At 53.2% G+C, this 16,450-nt stretch carries 10 protein-coding genes; 2 read left to right on the forward strand and 8 right to left on the reverse strand.

Going from position 1 to position 16,450, the window contains the following annotated elements:
• Positions 1–30: 30 nt before the first annotated feature.
• The 7 genes from GO488_RS18580 to GO488_RS18610 all read right to left on the reverse strand — a co-directional run bounded on the left by GO488_RS18580 (position 31) and on the right by GO488_RS18610 (position 9,273).
• The gene (locus GO488_RS18580) at positions 31–2,985 is read right to left on the reverse strand and encodes a DEAD/DEAH box helicase (protein ID WP_162319346.1); all 2,955 of its coding nucleotides are present in this window, start codon (positions 2,983–2,985) and stop codon (positions 31–33) included.
• Positions 2,986–2,987: 2 nt separating this feature from the next.
• Positions 2,988–3,884 (reverse strand): hypothetical protein, encoded by an 897-nt coding sequence (locus tag GO488_RS18585; protein ID WP_162319347.1) that lies wholly within the window; start codon positions 3,882–3,884, stop codon positions 2,988–2,990.
• Positions 3,885–3,886: 2 nt separating this feature from the next.
• The gene (locus tag GO488_RS18590; RefSeq protein WP_162319348.1) at positions 3,887–4,822 is read right to left on the reverse strand and encodes a hypothetical protein; all 936 of its coding nucleotides are present in this window, start codon (positions 4,820–4,822) and stop codon (positions 3,887–3,889) included.
• 208 nt (positions 4,823–5,030) lie between these two features.
• A complete protein-coding gene (locus GO488_RS18595; protein ID WP_206674440.1) occupies positions 5,031–5,528 on the reverse strand; it encodes a hypothetical protein in 498 nt (165 codons plus the stop codon).
• Positions 5,529–5,530: 2 nt separating this feature from the next.
• Positions 5,531–7,564 carry an AAA family ATPase gene (locus tag GO488_RS18600; protein WP_162319349.1) on the reverse strand — a complete coding sequence of 678 codons (2,034 nt, stop codon included), beginning with the start codon at positions 7,562–7,564 and terminating at the stop codon, positions 5,531–5,533.
• A 7-nt stretch (positions 7,565–7,571) separates the two neighbouring features.
• The gene (locus GO488_RS18605) at positions 7,572–7,730 is read right to left on the reverse strand and encodes a hypothetical protein (protein WP_162319350.1); all 159 of its coding nucleotides are present in this window, start codon (positions 7,728–7,730) and stop codon (positions 7,572–7,574) included.
• Between the two features lie 118 nt (positions 7,731–7,848).
• Positions 7,849–9,273 (reverse strand): DEAD/DEAH box helicase family protein, encoded by a 1,425-nt coding sequence (locus tag GO488_RS18610; protein WP_241692979.1) that lies wholly within the window; start codon positions 9,271–9,273, stop codon positions 7,849–7,851.
• 665 nt (positions 9,274–9,938) lie between these two features.
• Between GO488_RS18610 and GO488_RS18615 the strand changes: the two genes are divergently transcribed.
• Positions 9,939–10,853, forward strand: a complete 915-nt coding sequence (locus GO488_RS18615) for a hypothetical protein (RefSeq protein ID WP_162319351.1) — start codon at positions 9,939–9,941, stop codon at positions 10,851–10,853.
• A gap of 74 nt (positions 10,854–10,927) precedes the next feature.
• Here GO488_RS18615 and GO488_RS18620 read toward each other — a convergent pair whose 3' ends face one another.
• Positions 10,928–11,857, reverse strand: coding sequence for a metallophosphoesterase (locus tag GO488_RS18620; RefSeq protein ID WP_162319352.1), 930 nt, complete (start codon positions 11,855–11,857; stop codon positions 10,928–10,930).
• A gap of 360 nt (positions 11,858–12,217) precedes the next feature.
• Here GO488_RS18620 and GO488_RS18625 point away from each other — a divergent pair, with 360 nt between their 5' ends.
• The gene (locus tag GO488_RS18625) at positions 12,218–13,996 is read left to right on the forward strand and encodes a DEAD/DEAH box helicase (protein ID WP_241692980.1); all 1,779 of its coding nucleotides are present in this window, start codon (positions 12,218–12,220) and stop codon (positions 13,994–13,996) included.
• Positions 13,997–16,450: the final 2,454 nt, after the last annotated feature.

Here is a 16,450-nt window from a genome sequence, read left to right on the forward strand (position 1 = left end):
GAAATTGACTGTCTGAGCAGGAATTCCCGCTCATCCGAAGATGTCATCGAAGTCGTCAGGTTCGTCGGTTAGACTTGTGTCCTCGTCTGATTTCGTTTGAGATTCGGAAGTCACACCGTCACTGTGTATCGTTTGTTGCGTGTTCTTAGTCGGTTCAAACACGTCTGGGTCCTCCACTGTACCGAGGAAGACGGGGCCATCTTGGAGGATGGTAAGCAGGTGATTGTGCTCATTCACGATGATCGTCCCGCCGCCTTTCTCGCGGCGGACGAATTCGATGACCTCTTCGAAGGTCTCGGTCGATAGATACTGCCGACCGTTCCGAGTCTTTTCGAATAATCGACCGCGGCTATCGACACTTACGCGTTTGATGGGTTCACGCGTCCCTTCGTAGTCATCACCAATCGTCAACTCGTCTGGGTCTGGAATAATTTCTGGCTCTGGACGAGGTGGGTACTCTTCGGGGTCAGCTGGTCTAATTTGGCCGTCAGAGTAACTCTCATCGCCCTCACGCTCCCAGATTTTGTGTTTGACTTTAGCGCTGGCCAGCTCTTCCTGCCAATCGTACTCTTGGAAGATGCGTTCATCGACGGTATCACGCGCATAGAGAACGTACAGAGTTGACTCCTGTGAGATATCGTCGCCGGTCCGGAGAATCCGCCCGAGTGTCTGGATACGCTGACGGATACTACTGCTGGACACCCGTACGATACCGACGTCGGCACTCGGAACGTCGACTCCCTCGATGAGCGCTTTCACGCTCAGCATGACGTTCGCCATGTCGTCCTCGCGGAACCAATCCATCGCGATATCATTCCAGATGTCACGAGAGTGACCTGAGTGATACATCACGGGCCAGTAATCAGTATCTGCGAAAAGTGTCTCGACCGCTTGGTCGACTTCTTCAAGCCCCTCAAACGTCTCGTAGAGACGCCGGTGCTCTGGGGCATCATCTGCCAATTCGCCCGTTCGATTATTCTCCCCACGCCGCTCGACAGGAGCGATGAGTTGTTCGAGCTGTTCAATGCGCTCTTGGAAGACGATGGCTTTCTGGTCGGCGGTAACTGTTTGTTCCAACAAATCTAGCGTGATCGCTTGTCGTGCGGCCGCGTTTGCTACTAATTCACGTCGCTCCTGTGTATACTGAAAGTAATCCGATATCGGGCCGGTTGGACCATCCGTGTTGTTTCGAATAACTTGGAGTTTTCTGGCAAAACTCCCGCTCAGCTCGTGGAGACGGTGGTCGTATCGCTGCTTTATTTCCTTGACAGCATTCGATACCTGGCGCGAAAGTTCTTCGTAGGCGCGCCGTTCAGGGTCGGCTAACTCGAACCCAACATATTCTATCGTAAATTCGGGGATGAGACCGCGTTGTATCCCCTCATCGTATGTAAGTCGGTAGTATATCTCGCCAAGCTCTCGGAGCAGTATTTTATCTGCGGAGGTCAGCTCATCCTCTCGAGAGATTGGCGTTGCTGAGAGACCAAGTGAGGCTGCTCGAGGGTAGGAAAAAATATTCGAGAACTTTTCGCCAGTGTAGCGGTGACACTCGTCAGCAACGAGTAGGTGGTCGGGTTCGTCTGCTTGTTGGAGAGCTTCACGAAGGTAGTCATTTTTGACCGCGCTGTTGACGATACTGACCATAATTCGGCAGTCCCCAAAGTCGTCTTTGTGCCCACCGCCGGCCCAGCCGATCTCATCAATAGGCACGTTCAGCGTCGAGACGAGCTCCGTGAGCCACTGATGCAGCAAGACCTTCGTCGGCACGATAACCGTTGCTACTCGGTCATCGTCTTGTTGAAGCCACCGTCGCAACACCTCCAACGCCATTACCGTCTTCCCAGCACCAGTTACAACTTGAGCGATACCTGTCTCTGGGGTACGGCCATTGTCATCAGAAAACCACCTATCGGCTGCTTCTCGCTGCCAACCGTACAGCGAGAACCCATCTGAGAATGTATATGAGTCTCGGTCTGAGTCGGCCAGTAATTCGAGGTCAGCAATAGAGATACCACTGCCTGCCGAAATGCGAATCCGTTGGGCCTCTCGCTCGGTATCGGCGTTTCGCATGCGTTCGAGAACGCCTGCTGAGAGACCACGTAGCGATTTCGAGTCCAAAAATTCGTACTGAGCTATCACTTCGTTTCGGAGATCTCTCCGACGGTTCTGTGCTTCCCGATATTCATTTTTCCGGCGAAGCTCGTCACCAGTGTTACCGTCCCGGGTTGCTTTCTGAAGATAATTCCGCCAGAACGTCTTATACCACTGTCTGCGCTTATACCAGCCCCCGGACTCGCGGTACATGTAGTACTTCATCATGTCCCGCTTGGCAGTCCGAGACGGTGGGTCAACTGTGGTACCCTCACGCTTGAGCCGACTCTCGAGCGTATCGAAAATATCTGTATTCCGGAAGCGTCGTTTATATCGTTCGACGACTTCCTCGCTTGTCGTATTATATGTGTGCCCGTCTTTTTCGAGTACACCAAGTATCCGGAGGAGATCAGGATAGCCCCGAACCCCCTCCTCGTTGAATTCATAGCCGTGGTTGGCTGCGAGCCGATTTTGGATTTCACCGAACTTGAGCCCATCAGATGCGGCTTCAACTGTTCGAAGTATCCGGTCGAGACCCTCAATCCCCTCCGGTTTTTCGCCCATCGCAACCCAGCTTCGTTTGAGTGATTTCCAGACGAACTCGGAGAAGGCTAAGTCTCCATGGAACCAGTCTGTGGCAAACGGTGACGGGCGAACGCCATCATCGGTACGTTGGATGACCCCTAGGTTTGCAAACGTTGGAAGAATCCGATCAAGATACGAGTCGGAGTACTGTTCTCCGGTATCTGGCTTCAGCAAATGCCGTTGACATCGGTCTCGGAATGTTGCCCATGCTAGTGGACCTGACGCTTCCACAACCACTCCGATAACTGTTCGATAGCGCTCTTCTTCGGTCGCTACGCCGATTATCGGCGTCGGAAAGCGTCGGCCCATGGTCAGTAGTCCGAGAGCTCTTCGCCGTGGGCAGCAGCGACGTAGTAGGTCTCATCCTCGACGACAGGTCGTGGAATCAGCCCGTCATCAAACTGCGAGAGATGCCCGATATAGAGCGGCAAATGGCCCTCTTCTGGATTACCGCCGCCCGTCACCTTGAGCCTGCGGGTAACCAGCCGCTGGGCTGCTGTGTCATTTTGTCGCTCAGTTTTTTGCTCCCACTTCGAGTGAATTGCAGCGAGTTCCGATTTTTTGGACTCTGGAACCTGCTGCTGTGGGACGTTCACGAATACGTGACCGTACTCATTAATGTATAGACGTCCGGCAGTGGTCCGGAATTCCTGGTAGGCTTCGATAAGTTCTGGGTGCTCGAATGCCGAGTAGAACCGGTAATCCTGCCACTTCCAGATAAGCCTATTGTCGTAGCTGACTGCCCATCGCTCACCATGATTGAACGGGAACCCACTCCAAACAGTGACGTTGCTCGCCTCTATCTCTGGATTTACTTGAATATCAAAATCAGGTTCGCCGTCGAGTGTACCGAGGTAGACTGGTATCCAGCCAGAGTCGACGGGTGCCTGATTTGCGTAGGCGTACTCGCTACTCTCTATCTTCGTCAAGACCTCGCCGCCTGCGGTGACGCGAACGCTCCCCTTCCCGCTCCCCCGTGACTTACCGAGTTCACTGAGTCGCTCAAGGAGCCCTGTGGGCGGATCAACCATCGCCACCAAGTCATTGTACTTCCACTGAAAAACGGTCTGTTTGTGCTCTCTCGACGTGACGAGGCTATACCGTGACCCACGGTATGCAGAGGGCCATGGCATCCCTGGTTCGATTTCCACGTCTTGAGCATCTGCTATCGGCACCGTCGTCGTTTCGTCGGTGAGTCTGGCACTCATCCTTACTCCTCTTTCTTCTCGATATTGTCACGCATCCAGTCGACAGGGTCGTCATCAAAGCGAGGCACATCGTCTGCCTCATCAGTCGACGGTATGTCTTCCTCAGAAGGTTGCTGCTGACTCTCTGTCTCGTGTGCAGCGGGTGACGTAGTCGAGGTCCGTCCCAGTCCACTCGCCCAAGATGAGAGCGCATCGCGTTCTTCCGTCGAGAGTTCGTCCGTGAGCGACCGTGGCTCCGTGACTTCGATTGTGGCGTCGCCGACGTTACCGATATATATGGGTAACATTTCCACGCCCCGCTCTTTCCGGAGCTTGATGATGTTCTGTACCACTCGTGGGAGGTCCCCAAACTGCGCTTGAACCTCTCCGGGTGCAGGATGTGATGGAACCAGGGTGATCACGTCGCCCCATGGCGTTATCCGGAATGACCCGCCACTGGATTTGTAGCGACGAAGCGTCTCGAGAATATCCTGTGGGAATTTTCCATCCACCATGTGGCGTCGATTGGTCGATCCGTTCTGCCACCAGACGCGTTCCCCAGCGAACGAATAGCGGCTGCCATCATAGACGCTGGGCCACAGGTCGCCTGAGGAGAGTTCATCCGGCCGGAGTGGAATACCGAACTCCGGATTGTCCTGCGGTACGAGTTCTCCATCGAGTTCGATATCGCCGACATAGATGTCGATGTAGTCATCTGACTCGTCCTCTTCGACTCTCGTCAGTACGTGTCCATCCTCAGTGATATGAATGCGACCGCCGAGATGCTTCAGTTCTAGGAGTGTCTCGACGAGTTCGGTGGGCGGCGATGACAGCTCTAATCGGTCAGTTCCGCTGTATAACTGCCACCAGATACTGCCGTTCGGGCTGATCTGTAGACTGAATCCGCGGTAATGATTCGGCCACTCATCACCGGCAGATAGTGAGGTAATATCCCCCATATGATACACAGATTGAACGTTATTAGTACAGAAATAGGTTACGGTACTGAAGAATACAGAACGATGAAATGGTTTTGCTAATCCTGCTGTCCGCTTCTATTATTCTTCTATCAGAGAGGCGAGCTTAGACTCTCTGCGAGAGAATACTTCTTATTTGGCGGTCGTACTCTATCTCCTGAACATGCTGGCTACCACCACTTCAGACCGTTTACTCTCCGATCTTACTTTCGTCGAAACTTGCGGCGATGGTCCCGAGGATATCCTCCTGTTGTGAGTCACCATTCGGCTGCTCGTTCTCGATGAACGAAATAAGCCCATCTCTGGGGGTGCTTGCCGATTCTCCAAACTCCGTCTCGAGACGATCGATACCCGCTCGTGCATACCGAGCGAGCACTTCGAGTTGTAGCTGCGGGTCGACTAGTGCTTCAGGGTCACCTGTATGTTGATAAGCAATAGAGGCTGCAACCGCTCGATAGGTCGTCTTGTTCGCGAGGTGCATCCAGAGCATTTCACCTTGCGTGTTGCCTTCTCCCGCATACTCACTCGTATCGTAGCCCGCAGCGGTCGTTCGGTCGATAGTTGCATACCCCACACACCCAGCGAAGACGAAGAGGTCGACGTAGGTATTGAAGAGGTCCCACTCTTCGACCATTTTGTCGTACAGCGAATGCCGATAGTAGTTCTGTCGAATAGTTGATTCTGGCATGGTTAGGGCTCCGTAACCGCAGTTTCGTTTTCAATCGTTGTCTGGGGGAATGTCTCTGCACTGTCACCAGCGTCGTACTCGAGACGATACTGCTGCCCAGCAATCGCGGAAAGTTCGCTTGCAACCGGTCCTCGCCACTGTGAGTCTGTCACGAGGATGATTACCTGCTCAGCCATTTCTGGAATGACCCGGCTCACCTGTCGACGGTGGTCATCATCGAGGGCCCCGAACGGGGAGTCCATCATGATAGGATAGATACCGCCGCTGAAATACTCTGTATCGTCGCTCGATTCGTAACGTTCTCGGGCGATCTGGACCAGACTTCCGATGAAGGTGAGACTTGCAATTTGGCGCTCACCACGCGATTTCTCTACTTCGAGATACTCGTTTTCGACCTGGTCTTTGATGTGGAGTTCAAAGGCGTCTGTAATCTCTGCCTGATATCCCTTGGTCGCGATCTCTTCGAAGGTCTGTTCGACAAGTTTATTCGACCAGTTGCGGACACGTTTTTGCAGGTCGTCAAACGATGCTTCCAGCTGTCGACGGACTGATTCTGTAGCCCGCATCCGCTTTCGCGCGAGTTCGGCCTCCTTTTTATCTTGCCGTGCTTCGTCGATATCGGTGTTTACCTCTGCCAGCTCTTCATCTAACTCTTCAATCTTGATCTCGTGGCGGACGATATCGCTTTCCGTTTCGCTGAGTTGGTCAGCCTTCGAATCTCGTGCTGACTCCAGTTCTGCTGGAGTCTCTCCGGTCTGGGGGTCAACAACGTCTATCTTTTCGACTTGGGCGCTGATCTCACTCAGCTGTTCTGCGATCTCCTGTTCCCGGTCACGGAGTTTCGAGCGCCGTTCGAGTAGCTCTGAGATGCGCTCGAAATAGTCGGTCCGCTCTGAATCCAGCTGGGTGAGATGTGAGATGATACGTATTGCAGCCTGATCGAACCCTTCAGTTACATCCTCTGATTGGTACGCTGTGACCTTGGCGTATGGCTCTGTGTCCGGTTCGAGCGGGCGGCCACAGAGACAGGTGCCGTCAGTTAGCAATCGGTCGATGAACTGGTTCGACACCTCCGAGGGGAGTACACCCTCCTCGCGGAGTCGGTCGAGGTCCTTTGCCGTCTCTTCGACCGCTGGCATGGCAAAAGGGAGATGGCCCTGAGTGCTGATCGTGTCTTCGATGTCGTCGTTAATGGCGTCGACCTCTGCGTTGATTCGTTCGAGTTCCGACTCGAGTTCTGTACGCTCTTCTTCTAACTCGGATGAATCGTCTATTTGTTCGAGTTTGTGCTTGATCTCGTCGATCTCCTCGTTTAACCGAGCTTTCGTGTCCTGGGCCGCACCAAGTGCCTGTTCTCGATCGGCTTTCTCCTCGCGAAGCGTTGTCCGTTGGTCCATCAGGGACTTGAGCTCCGTACTCGCAGCCTCCTGTAGTTCGTCTTCGAAGCGCTCCTCGACAGCCTCGAGGTGGGTGATCGAGCGCTCGATAATCTTGAGCCCCATGATATTCTGGATAGCGGCTCTGATCTCGTCTTGACTCCGCGTCTCTGAGAGGCGAGTGATATACTCGCCATCGAAGAAGAACAACGAACTCAGCCGCGTTGGGAGTATCTGTTCGATGGCGTCTTGTGGGTTATTTCGCGTGCCTCTGGTACCATCGGGTTCTGAAAACGTCAGCGAGAGACCGTTGTCGATGATCTCCCCTTCGTAGTCGCTTGCCGACTGTTTCTGGTAGTCGACCCAACGGGTGAGTTCATAGTCGATATCTTCGTCTTCGAACTCGAGTACGGCCTCGACACGGACAGTGTCACCCGTCTCAGTCTCGGCGAACGACCCTTGACTAGCAAGTTTATCGGGCCGGAGGGTGAAGTCCACTTCGTCATATAGCACCCACGTCAGAGCGTTTTTCAGCGTCGTTTTCCCCGAGCCGTTCTGGCCGTGGACGACAGTAACGTTTTGCTCACCACCTTGTGCGAACGTAATTGTTCCCGTCCGAAACTGGCGGAAGTTCGTGAGATGGAGTCGGTGTAATCGCATAAGTAGATTACTCCGGAATCTCCTCTTCGACGATCTCTTTTAATTCAGGGATAATATTGTGTGGCTTACGCATGTGAAGTTGCTTCTTTTCTGCACGAAGTGTGCGCTCGCGAATGCGTGCCAGCGTCTCGGTACTAACGTCCTCTGTGTCTTCACTGTCAGTCATATACGATCACCTGACAATCTATGGGTATTAATCTGGCTGGTACGCAGTGCATGAAGTCTAGTGCAGTAGTTCTCAGTGCAGCCTTGGAGTAGCGGTTGTCTCTGTTGGGTCATGGATGTCACATTTGGCGCAGGTTGAACTCGCGTTTGAGTTCGCCGATGGCGCCAGCATCGGTTGGAATGCCATCAATATCGGCATCTGGGTGGTTTCGGGCCGATTCAGCGAATAGCGTGACCCGTTCGAGTTCACGTTTGATGAGATTGCGCTCGGTCGTGAACTGCGATTCGTCACTAGCCGCGTCTTCGCGGATCGCCGGTGGTGGGGCGACGACGAAATCGTGGATCACGGCGTGGTGTTTCCCCGGATAGGTTCGCAGGATGCGGCCTCGGCGCTGGACGAATTGCCGAGGGTTCGAGGAACTCGCGAGCATGTACGCAGTCCGTGTCGCCGGAACGTCCACGCCTTCGTCGAGACAGCGGATAGCGACCAATGCTTGAATTTCCTCCTTGTCGAAGCGCGATAACAAGGTCTGGCGTTCGCTTCGTGACTCATCGGCAGTAAAGCGCTCTGCACGCAAGCCAAGTTGGCTTCGAAGTCTTGAGACGGCCGCGTCGACGTGGCGTCGTGTTCGGGACGTGATGTCGCCTTCGACCGTCCCATCTCCGCAGTAGACGAGCGTGTGTTTCGTCTGCTGGTCGTATTCGAGTAACTCGACCAGCCGGTCGAGTTTTCGCTCGGCGGTCCCGACCAGTCGAGCGCGCTTGAACAGTGCGAACTGCAGGTCCTTGTTCCCCTGGAGATCTGCATCACCGAGGTCGTCATCTGATTGGCTGATGAGGCGGGCTATCTTTTTCGAGAGGCCGAGATACTCGTCGGCTTCATCTTCGGTCAACTCGACGACGTGTGGGATATAGTAATACTCACAGAGTGCGCCATTTTGAATTGCCTCTGTGAGGTCGTACTCATAGACGACGCCGCCGAAGTACTCCATGAGGTCTTCGGTCCCCGCTTCATCGTAGAACCGTTCTGGCGTTGCCGAGAGGCCCAGCCGAAGGTGGATATCTGTTGGCAATGCCGATTTGAGGTGTGGCGCACCGAGGTGGTGGACCTCGTCGGCTATTAGCATGAATCGCTCGCGATTGACCCGGCTCAACACTCGCTGGAACGTCTCAGAAGCGAAGGTAGCGTGGGTTGTGATAATGACGAGACTCTCACGAACGCCCAAGTCGAACTCTGCGAGTTCACCTTCGAGGCGTTCCTGCCATTGGCGACGGCTCTCGTAGGCAAGGATCGGTGAGCCACCGAAATCTTGGACATCGTCTGCCCACTGGTCAACGAGGTGTTGATATGGGGCAGCGATGACCAGCGCCAGTCGGCCATCGTATTGCTCGGCGACGTGGGCAGCCGTCAGCAGGGAGGTAACTGTTTTACCGGTCCCAGTTGCCATCCGAAGCACGCCACGGCCACCAGCAGCCGCCCAGCGTTGCACTGCCGCTTGTTGGTACTCGCGAGGTTCGACCCAGTCTGGGCGTGCGAATGTCACGGCGATAACGCCCTCCGTTCCACGTACGCGGTTGTCCGTTGTTGGGCTTCATAATGCGAATCATATTCGTAGCGCATAACGAACACGACCCGCTCTCTCCCTTCGATACCATTGACGTCCAGCGCTAACACTACCTCTCTGTCCGCCTCCATTACCGGCTTTGTGATTGGATTCTTTGAATTGCTAAAATCCGCCACTGCATCCTCGTATTTTCCCCAATCTCCGGGCCTGCCATAGACCAGTAAGATACTCCTTGGTATAAATATATTATGTGGATTTCAACCGTTCTTAACATGTTTACCAATTAAGCCCCTCGAAGAACAGGAGAGATAATAGATATGAATCAAAATGAACTGACAAAGTATCTGAAAAAAGTAGTGGGAATGGATATATCATGGATATATCAAGAAAACGCGAGGTGCCAATGGTGAGTGTCAACAGGCTAAGTAGTGTTAGGAGCGCTGGCCTCCATCATAGATCCAGCCTTGAGGAATGGATAGACATCCCACGAGATGTCTCCCTGAAGATAATCCGAATGGTGGCTAAATCCTCGGTTGGAGATCAAGGGGGTAAATTACGACGCCAACGGTCGGCAACTCATTGCTCTAGTTGGCGACGGAATGGGAGTTACAAAAAGGATTATCCGATATACCCGAACAAAGAGTATGCCTCGATTTAACGAAGACAAATACCGCGAAGAAGTACTAGCTGAGTTTCTAGAAAGCGAGTTCTATCCAAACGTAGCGACCTATTCTGAGCGTGTTTCTTCTGCGGAAAAACAGAAGGCTGGACATGATGCCAAAGTGGAGTTCGACTGGCTGTCGGACCCAGTCATCGTAGACGAGAAGGCACAGAATAGCGATAAATGGATCAATGACCCTTCACACACCTTTGTGATGGAGATTTTCGGGGAAAGCTGGGTCGACGCTGGTGAACCAGATGGAAATATCGGCTGGTTCGTCAACCCGGAGAACGAAACAGAGTACTACGTGCTAGTCTGGCTTCCAGATGTCTCGTTGTTCAAGATAACGCAGGGGATAGATGACTATCCATACCTACGCTATCAACCTGCCTCGGCCGTCGATTTCGAGCCAGAGATGATTTCTGAAGCCGTCCAATCGGATCTCCATCACCTGATGGATGACTCGATCGGGGAATATCGAGTAGAGCTAACAACGGATGTGATACAAGCGTTTCAGAGCGCTGTCGAACCTATTCCGGAGATACTGGCGATACGCGACGAAGCCGACTACGGCGAATGGTATTACGAGCCGGGACATATCTATGAGGCCAAAATTGCCATCGTCGAGAAAGAACGGATTAAAGAGACCCTGGCAGAAGATGGTCTGACCCGTGAAATACTACTTGAGAAGGGTCTAAGAGCTATCAAGGACGAAACTGTTGACGTGGACTCTGAGAAGGCAAGATACATCAAACGGTCTAGTGGGAAACAGTCTGGCAGTGGTGACGGGGAGAATCCGATTATTCTGGTCGTTGAGTACGATACATACCACGATATCGCCGATAAGACTCTACACTATGCGAATGGTTCATGGTCCGAAGACGTACGACTATTCTAACTGTCTGGACTAAGTACGGTCTCTGACTCGTCAGAAGGGAGATATTTACCGTCGCGGAGACACGGAAGATGTCGTCAATCGAGGATATGTTCGGTTGTAGTGACATCTCCGTCGGCTGTTCGTCGTAAAGACACAATCTGATCTGGGGTTTCGATGACTACGGATTCTCCGCCGGGTTCCCCTTGCGTATTTCGAATGACGTTCTCACAGAGGACCGCCCCTTTTTGTGTTACAGTGTCATGTCGCGTATGCCCTACAATTTGCGAGGGGGCGTCCTGGGACAGATACTGGAAATCTAACCACACGAGGCCAGCTGGTGGATGTTTGAGATGTCCGTCGCCCATGCCTAGCACTAATGGATACTCGTCGACGACTGCCTGCTGAACTTGAGTGTCGGTCAGCGTTTCATGCGCATCTTGCAATTTGCCGACGGCAGCAACAAGTCGAGAATTGACCGTTTCGACATCGTAGGTCTCGGGATGTCCGGCGTGGGCATAGACTGCTGAATACCCCTCGTAGGCTGCGATCACGTACCCCCTCTGAATAGCTTCGAATAGTGTTTGCCGACCTTCTGAGCCAACGCTATCACAGAACCACCCATCCCAGTGAAACAGGTCTGGCGTCAATACCGCCATTTCATGATTCCCAAGCGTTACGCGGACTCGACCAGGTGGAGCTTCGTTGATGAGTCGCGCGACTAGCTGCAGAGTCTCGATATTGTGGGGGCCGCGGTCAATTAGATCGCCGTTGAACAGAAGGACATAGTTGTTATCTGCCCAGTGGAGGTAGTCATCTGCGGACTGGGTAACGACCGGCTCATAGTCGGGGTGGTTCGTGAGAGTCAGTAACGCGCTGCGAGCTTCTGCAAGATAGCCATGAATGTCGCTAATGCTCACAATTGCAGGGGTCTGGTCGGCAAAGGCAGCGATCGAATCTCTGACCTGCTCACTTATATTTTGCGACGACTCTGTCTCTAACGGAAACGGCTGGGTGCCTCCTGCCATGTATAGTATCTGTAAAATGAATTTAGCTTAGGTGTTTTGAACCAAGTTCTATTCGCTATCAGTCTACCTGTCACTAGATATCTGAAAATAAATAACAAGACCGTACCTATTACACCTTCTCTCCAATCAATTTGCACTTCCGAGTCCGAAACCACTCATGACATTTTCCCGATGTACAAAATGGGCCGAAGTAATGTCCTGAATAAGCCGTCGTAGTGGCGAAATCAGTGCCGATCGATGATAGTTTCTGACAATTTCATTAGATAGTCTCCCTCTGCTAAAGGTGAAGTATATAATATTCTGGTAATCCTCATTTCATCACCAAAAGCTAATAAGCCAGTAATCACATTTTCTCTACCGATGTCTGAAGACGCGTCAGAATCCCCGCCGGCGCCGGGATCTTCGTACTCTATAGATGACCCGTCTGTCGCGTCCACTGCGCTCGCTGAGTCGGGACAGGATTCGACTGGTCATCTACTTAACATACAGGCACAGCAGTTTGCGATCGCACAGGGACAACAAGAACTCCTCTCAGTCGAGGAGATCAAAGACCGAATCAAACTGTTGGATCACCAGCTTGAAGCAGCGCATCAGGCCCTCTTTCAGATGGGGGGAGGCGCGTTGTTTGCTGATGAAGTCGGGCTGGGGAAGACAATCGAGATCGGCATGGTCCTCAAGGAGATGAATTTCCGGGACACGCGAGATAGTTTTCTCATACTGACCCCAGCTCAGTTAGCACCCCAGTGGCAAACAGAACTCCAGGAAAAGTTCGGGCTCGACTTCGTCTGTAACTATGACGACGAGTTCCAAGGGTTCGACGCTCACGATAAGATCATCGCAAGTGTCGACACGGCGAAATCGAAAACGAACAGGGCAGATGTCCTCTCGCGGCGCTGGGACGTCCTCGTTCTCGATGAAGCCCATTACGTTCGGAATCGGGATACAGACCGCTACGAACTCATCGAGGAACTCACCTATGGAGAGGCGTTTTTCGCCACCGCGACGCCCATTCAGAATGACATCTCCGATCTGTACAATATTGTCGACCTTATCCGGCCGGGCATGCTCGGCACGCAGAAACAGTTCGATAACCGGTACGTTGTGGATAGTGACGATGCACAGATACAGCGTGGTGATGAGCTACAGTCGAAACTCGACCGTGTGATGATTCGGAATCGCCGTGAGCAGACGGATATCGATTTCACCAATCGAGCGGTTCACACGAACGTCTTCGAGCCATCAACCGCTGAACGAGATCTCTACGATGCTGTCACCAACTACGTGAGGTCCAACTATTCGAGTAAGGGTGCGCGGCATCTCGTTTTATTCACGCTCCAGAAAGAAGTTGTATCGAGTCCGTATGCTGTCGAACAGACGATTGAAAACTGGGTCGGAGACGATGAGAAACGGCTGACCGCAAGCGAGGAAGACGCACTCGCGGAGATCAGCGAGAGCATCGCCAATATAGATGAGACAACCAAGCAAACGCGGTTGCGAAACGTAATCGAGACCATCCAGGAGCAAGCCGAGACGACACGAGCCGTTGTCTTCACTCAGTTCCGACCTACGCAGGACGCGATCGCTGATAGTGTCCGTGAACTCGATTTGCCGGTCCACATCGTTAACGGAGATCTGTCTAGTCAAGCGAAAGAACGCAAAGTCGCCGATTTTGAATCTGAAGGCGGTATTATGGTTGCGACAGATTCCATCAGTGAAGGACGGAATATGCAGTTCTGTAACGTACTGGTCAACTACGACTTGCCGTGGAATCCGATGAAGGTCGAACAGCGAATCGGCCGCATCGACCGTATCGGACAGGACCGAGAAGTCCACGTTTTCAACATGGCACTTGCGGATACTATCGAAGAACACGTCCTCGACAAGTTATTCGGCAAGATCGATCTTTTCAGCCAGTCTATCGGAGGCCTTCGAGACATTCTCTCGCGGATGGAACAGTCTGGATCGGACTTCGAACGAGAAGTCTTCGAGAAGCTCCGAAATGCAGACTCGCAGGTTGAGTTAGAGAACAACTTCGAGGAGATGGCGGTCGACCTCGAAAAGAACACCGAAGCGGCAGAGAAGATGAACGACTTCAATCGAAGTGTCTTCGATAGCTTCGAGTTCGGAGAGAGTGCATGAGTGTCGACGATATTGGAACGCTCAACCGGTTAGAGATCCGGCGGTTCGCTGCAACCGTAATCGAATCGTACGGTGGAACAGTCAACCGTGGGGATGGGGAGTCGTGGGACGTCACACTGCCAGGGCCACTGACCAGACTTGCTGATGATCGAGAGGTAAGTGTCGTCTTCGACCCGAAAGATCAGAAACCTGGTCGTCCAGAGCTACTCGTTCAGCCTGGGTCGCTGGCCTTTAACGAGCTACTCGAATTAGGCAGACAAGAAGTGTCGGTTGGGAAATTATATCTCACTGCAGACGACCTCCAGGTGCAGTTGCCAGATGCGGTCGACGTTTCAGAATTTGCGGTGACTGTCGGTGAGTTCGAACCGAAGCAAATGGCCCGGGCAGTGTCGTTCCATTTTCTCGTCGAGTTAGAAAGCGTCTCGTCGTTCCATCGGGAGCGCCTCGAGACGGTGTCGCTGGACCTGGCCAATGGAAGCCAGCTCCCGGAGCTCACAGACCGACTGTTAGCCCATACCGGCGCTCTTTCACGAGGACACCAGCCGACAGATATCGACCCGGACAGCGAGACGATCGAAGGGCGGTACGAGACCGCGGTCGAAGAGGTACAGACCCGTATCGATGATGAGGTCACCGAGTTAGTTCAGGAAGCCGAGGAGACGGTCACAGGGCGAAAAGAAGAGATTGAAACGGTGTACGAACAACGACGCGAAGAACTGGAGGTTCGCATCACCGAGCAGAAAGAACAGGTGCGAAAGTGGCGTGAGAAGAAAAAGCGCGCTCGGAAATCGAGTACGCGAAAGAAATATAAGCAGAATCTCTCCAGAGCCCAGCAGGAACTACGGGAGGTCCAGCAGGCTGTTGCCGACGAGCGGGAAGCCCTTCGCGAAAAAGAGGAACACGAGATCATCGAGACAGCTGACCGCCACAGTCTGGAGGTTGATATCTCACTCGTTGGAATGACGCTAGTCACCCACGATATTGGTGCGCTTGCCCTCTCTTTTGATGACGGAGAACGGACTGGAGAGACGACGGCGCGATATGCGCCAGCCACAGATGGTATCATTGCCTTCGACTGTGAGACCTGCGGGACCGGGTTCGATTCGACGACCCGCCCACAGGTTTGTGAATGCGGGAGTATCGTCTGTGCTGGCTGTCTCGATGTATGTGAATCCTGTCAGGTAACCGGCTGCCCTGACTGTGACACGCCAGTTATGGCCTGTGAGTTGTGTGGCGGCGTCGAATGTCACGACTGTGGATCCCTCTGTGAGACGTGCGAGCGCTCGGTTTGCTCACACCATATTTCGGTCTGTACTACGAGTTCTGATCCAACCTGTTTAGCTTGTGGCCAGGAGTGTACAACGTGTACTCACTTTCACAGTGAGAGTCATCTCAGCCGCTGTTGTGTCGATCAGGAATTCTACTGCCCAGACCACACTGCAGCGTGTGATACCTGTGGCGATACCGTCTCTACGCCACAGTTGGACGACTGTACAGCATGCGGGAACTCGTTGTGCCCCGACGACCGACTGACTTGCGCGACGTGTGATGAGACGAGATGTATCGACGACGTCATCGCCTGTGATGGCTGTGGTGGCTATCACTGCACAGAGAGTGGTCTCACATGTGGCATCTGTGCGAATCAGTTCGGTGAGGAGCACCTCTCCGCGTGCGGTACCTGTGGCGAATCAGTCTGTGAGGCTGACCGGATCGAATGCTCGGCCTGCGATGACAGTACTTGTACCGACCACGCCTCGGACTGTGTCGAATGCGATGCTGCACTCTGTCCGGATCACATCTTCGAGTGTGATTGCTGCGGTGAGTCGGTTTGTGATGACCATCTCGACATCTGTGAGACTTGCGACCGGGCTATCTGTGAGACAGACCAGACCTTCTGTACTGTTTGTGACGCAGTTACCTGCCCAGATGATACTACAGCCTGCACTGCATGCGATGAGCCACTGTGTCCTGCGCACACTTCGACATGCGAAAGCTGTGGAACTGCGCTGTGTCCGACTGATACGCTAACCTGTAGTGAACACGAGACGGCACTCTGTGCGACCCATGCTGAACAGTGTACGCAGTGTGATGAGGTCTACAGTCCATCAGTTGGAACGACGTGTGCCCACTGTGAGGATTTCGTCTGCACTCATGATTCAACCGAGTGTGACCACGAGGGAGACGTAGTTTGTGCTGCTCACATTGAGTCCTGTAGCGCCTGTGGCGATCAGTTCTGTCCCTCGCATCGGACAGTGACACATGATAGCGGTGAGACGCGCTGTTTCGACCATTCGACCCGCTGCACCGATTGCAACGAACAGTTTGCATCAGATGGTTTGGCCAACTGTGCCAAGTGTGGTGAGCCTGTCTGTGATGCAGATCAAGCTGACTGTGTGACGTGTGGCAAGACACTCTGCCAGACCCATCAAGGCCAGTGTACCGTCGACGAGGCGT

The organism is Haloarcula limicola (assembly GCF_010119205.1).
Lineage (GTDB): Archaea > Halobacteriota > Halobacteria > Halobacteriales > Haloarculaceae > Haloarcula > Haloarcula limicola.

What these genes read in the sequence shown, in the direction of transcription:
- GO488_RS18625 (WP_241692980.1), top strand. Translation starts at nt 12,218, where the DNA reads ATGTCTGAAGACGCGTCAGAATCCCCGCCGGCGCCGGGATCTTCGTAC.
- GO488_RS18595 (WP_206674440.1), bottom strand. Translation starts at nt 5,528, where the DNA reads ATGCCAGAATCAACTATTCGACAGAACTACTATCGGCATTCGCTGTAC.
- GO488_RS18620 (WP_162319352.1), bottom strand. Translation starts at nt 11,857, where the DNA reads ATGGCAGGAGGCACCCAGCCGTTTCCGTTAGAGACAGAGTCGTCGCAA.
- GO488_RS18590 (WP_162319348.1), bottom strand. Translation starts at nt 4,822, where the DNA reads ATGGGGGATATTACCTCACTATCTGCCGGTGATGAGTGGCCGAATCAT.
- GO488_RS18585 (WP_162319347.1), bottom strand. Translation starts at nt 3,884, where the DNA reads ATGAGTGCCAGACTCACCGACGAAACGACGACGGTGCCGATAGCAGAT.
- GO488_RS18615 (WP_162319351.1), top strand. Translation starts at nt 9,939, where the DNA reads ATGCCTCGATTTAACGAAGACAAATACCGCGAAGAAGTACTAGCTGAG.
- GO488_RS18580 (WP_162319346.1), bottom strand. Translation starts at nt 2,985, where the DNA reads ATGGGCCGACGCTTTCCGACGCCGATAATCGGCGTAGCGACCGAAGAA.
- GO488_RS18605 (WP_162319350.1), bottom strand. Translation starts at nt 7,730, where the DNA reads ATGACTGACAGTGAAGACACAGAGGACGTTAGTACCGAGACGCTGGCA.
- GO488_RS18600 (WP_162319349.1), bottom strand. Translation starts at nt 7,564, where the DNA reads ATGCGATTACACCGACTCCATCTCACGAACTTCCGCCAGTTTCGGACG.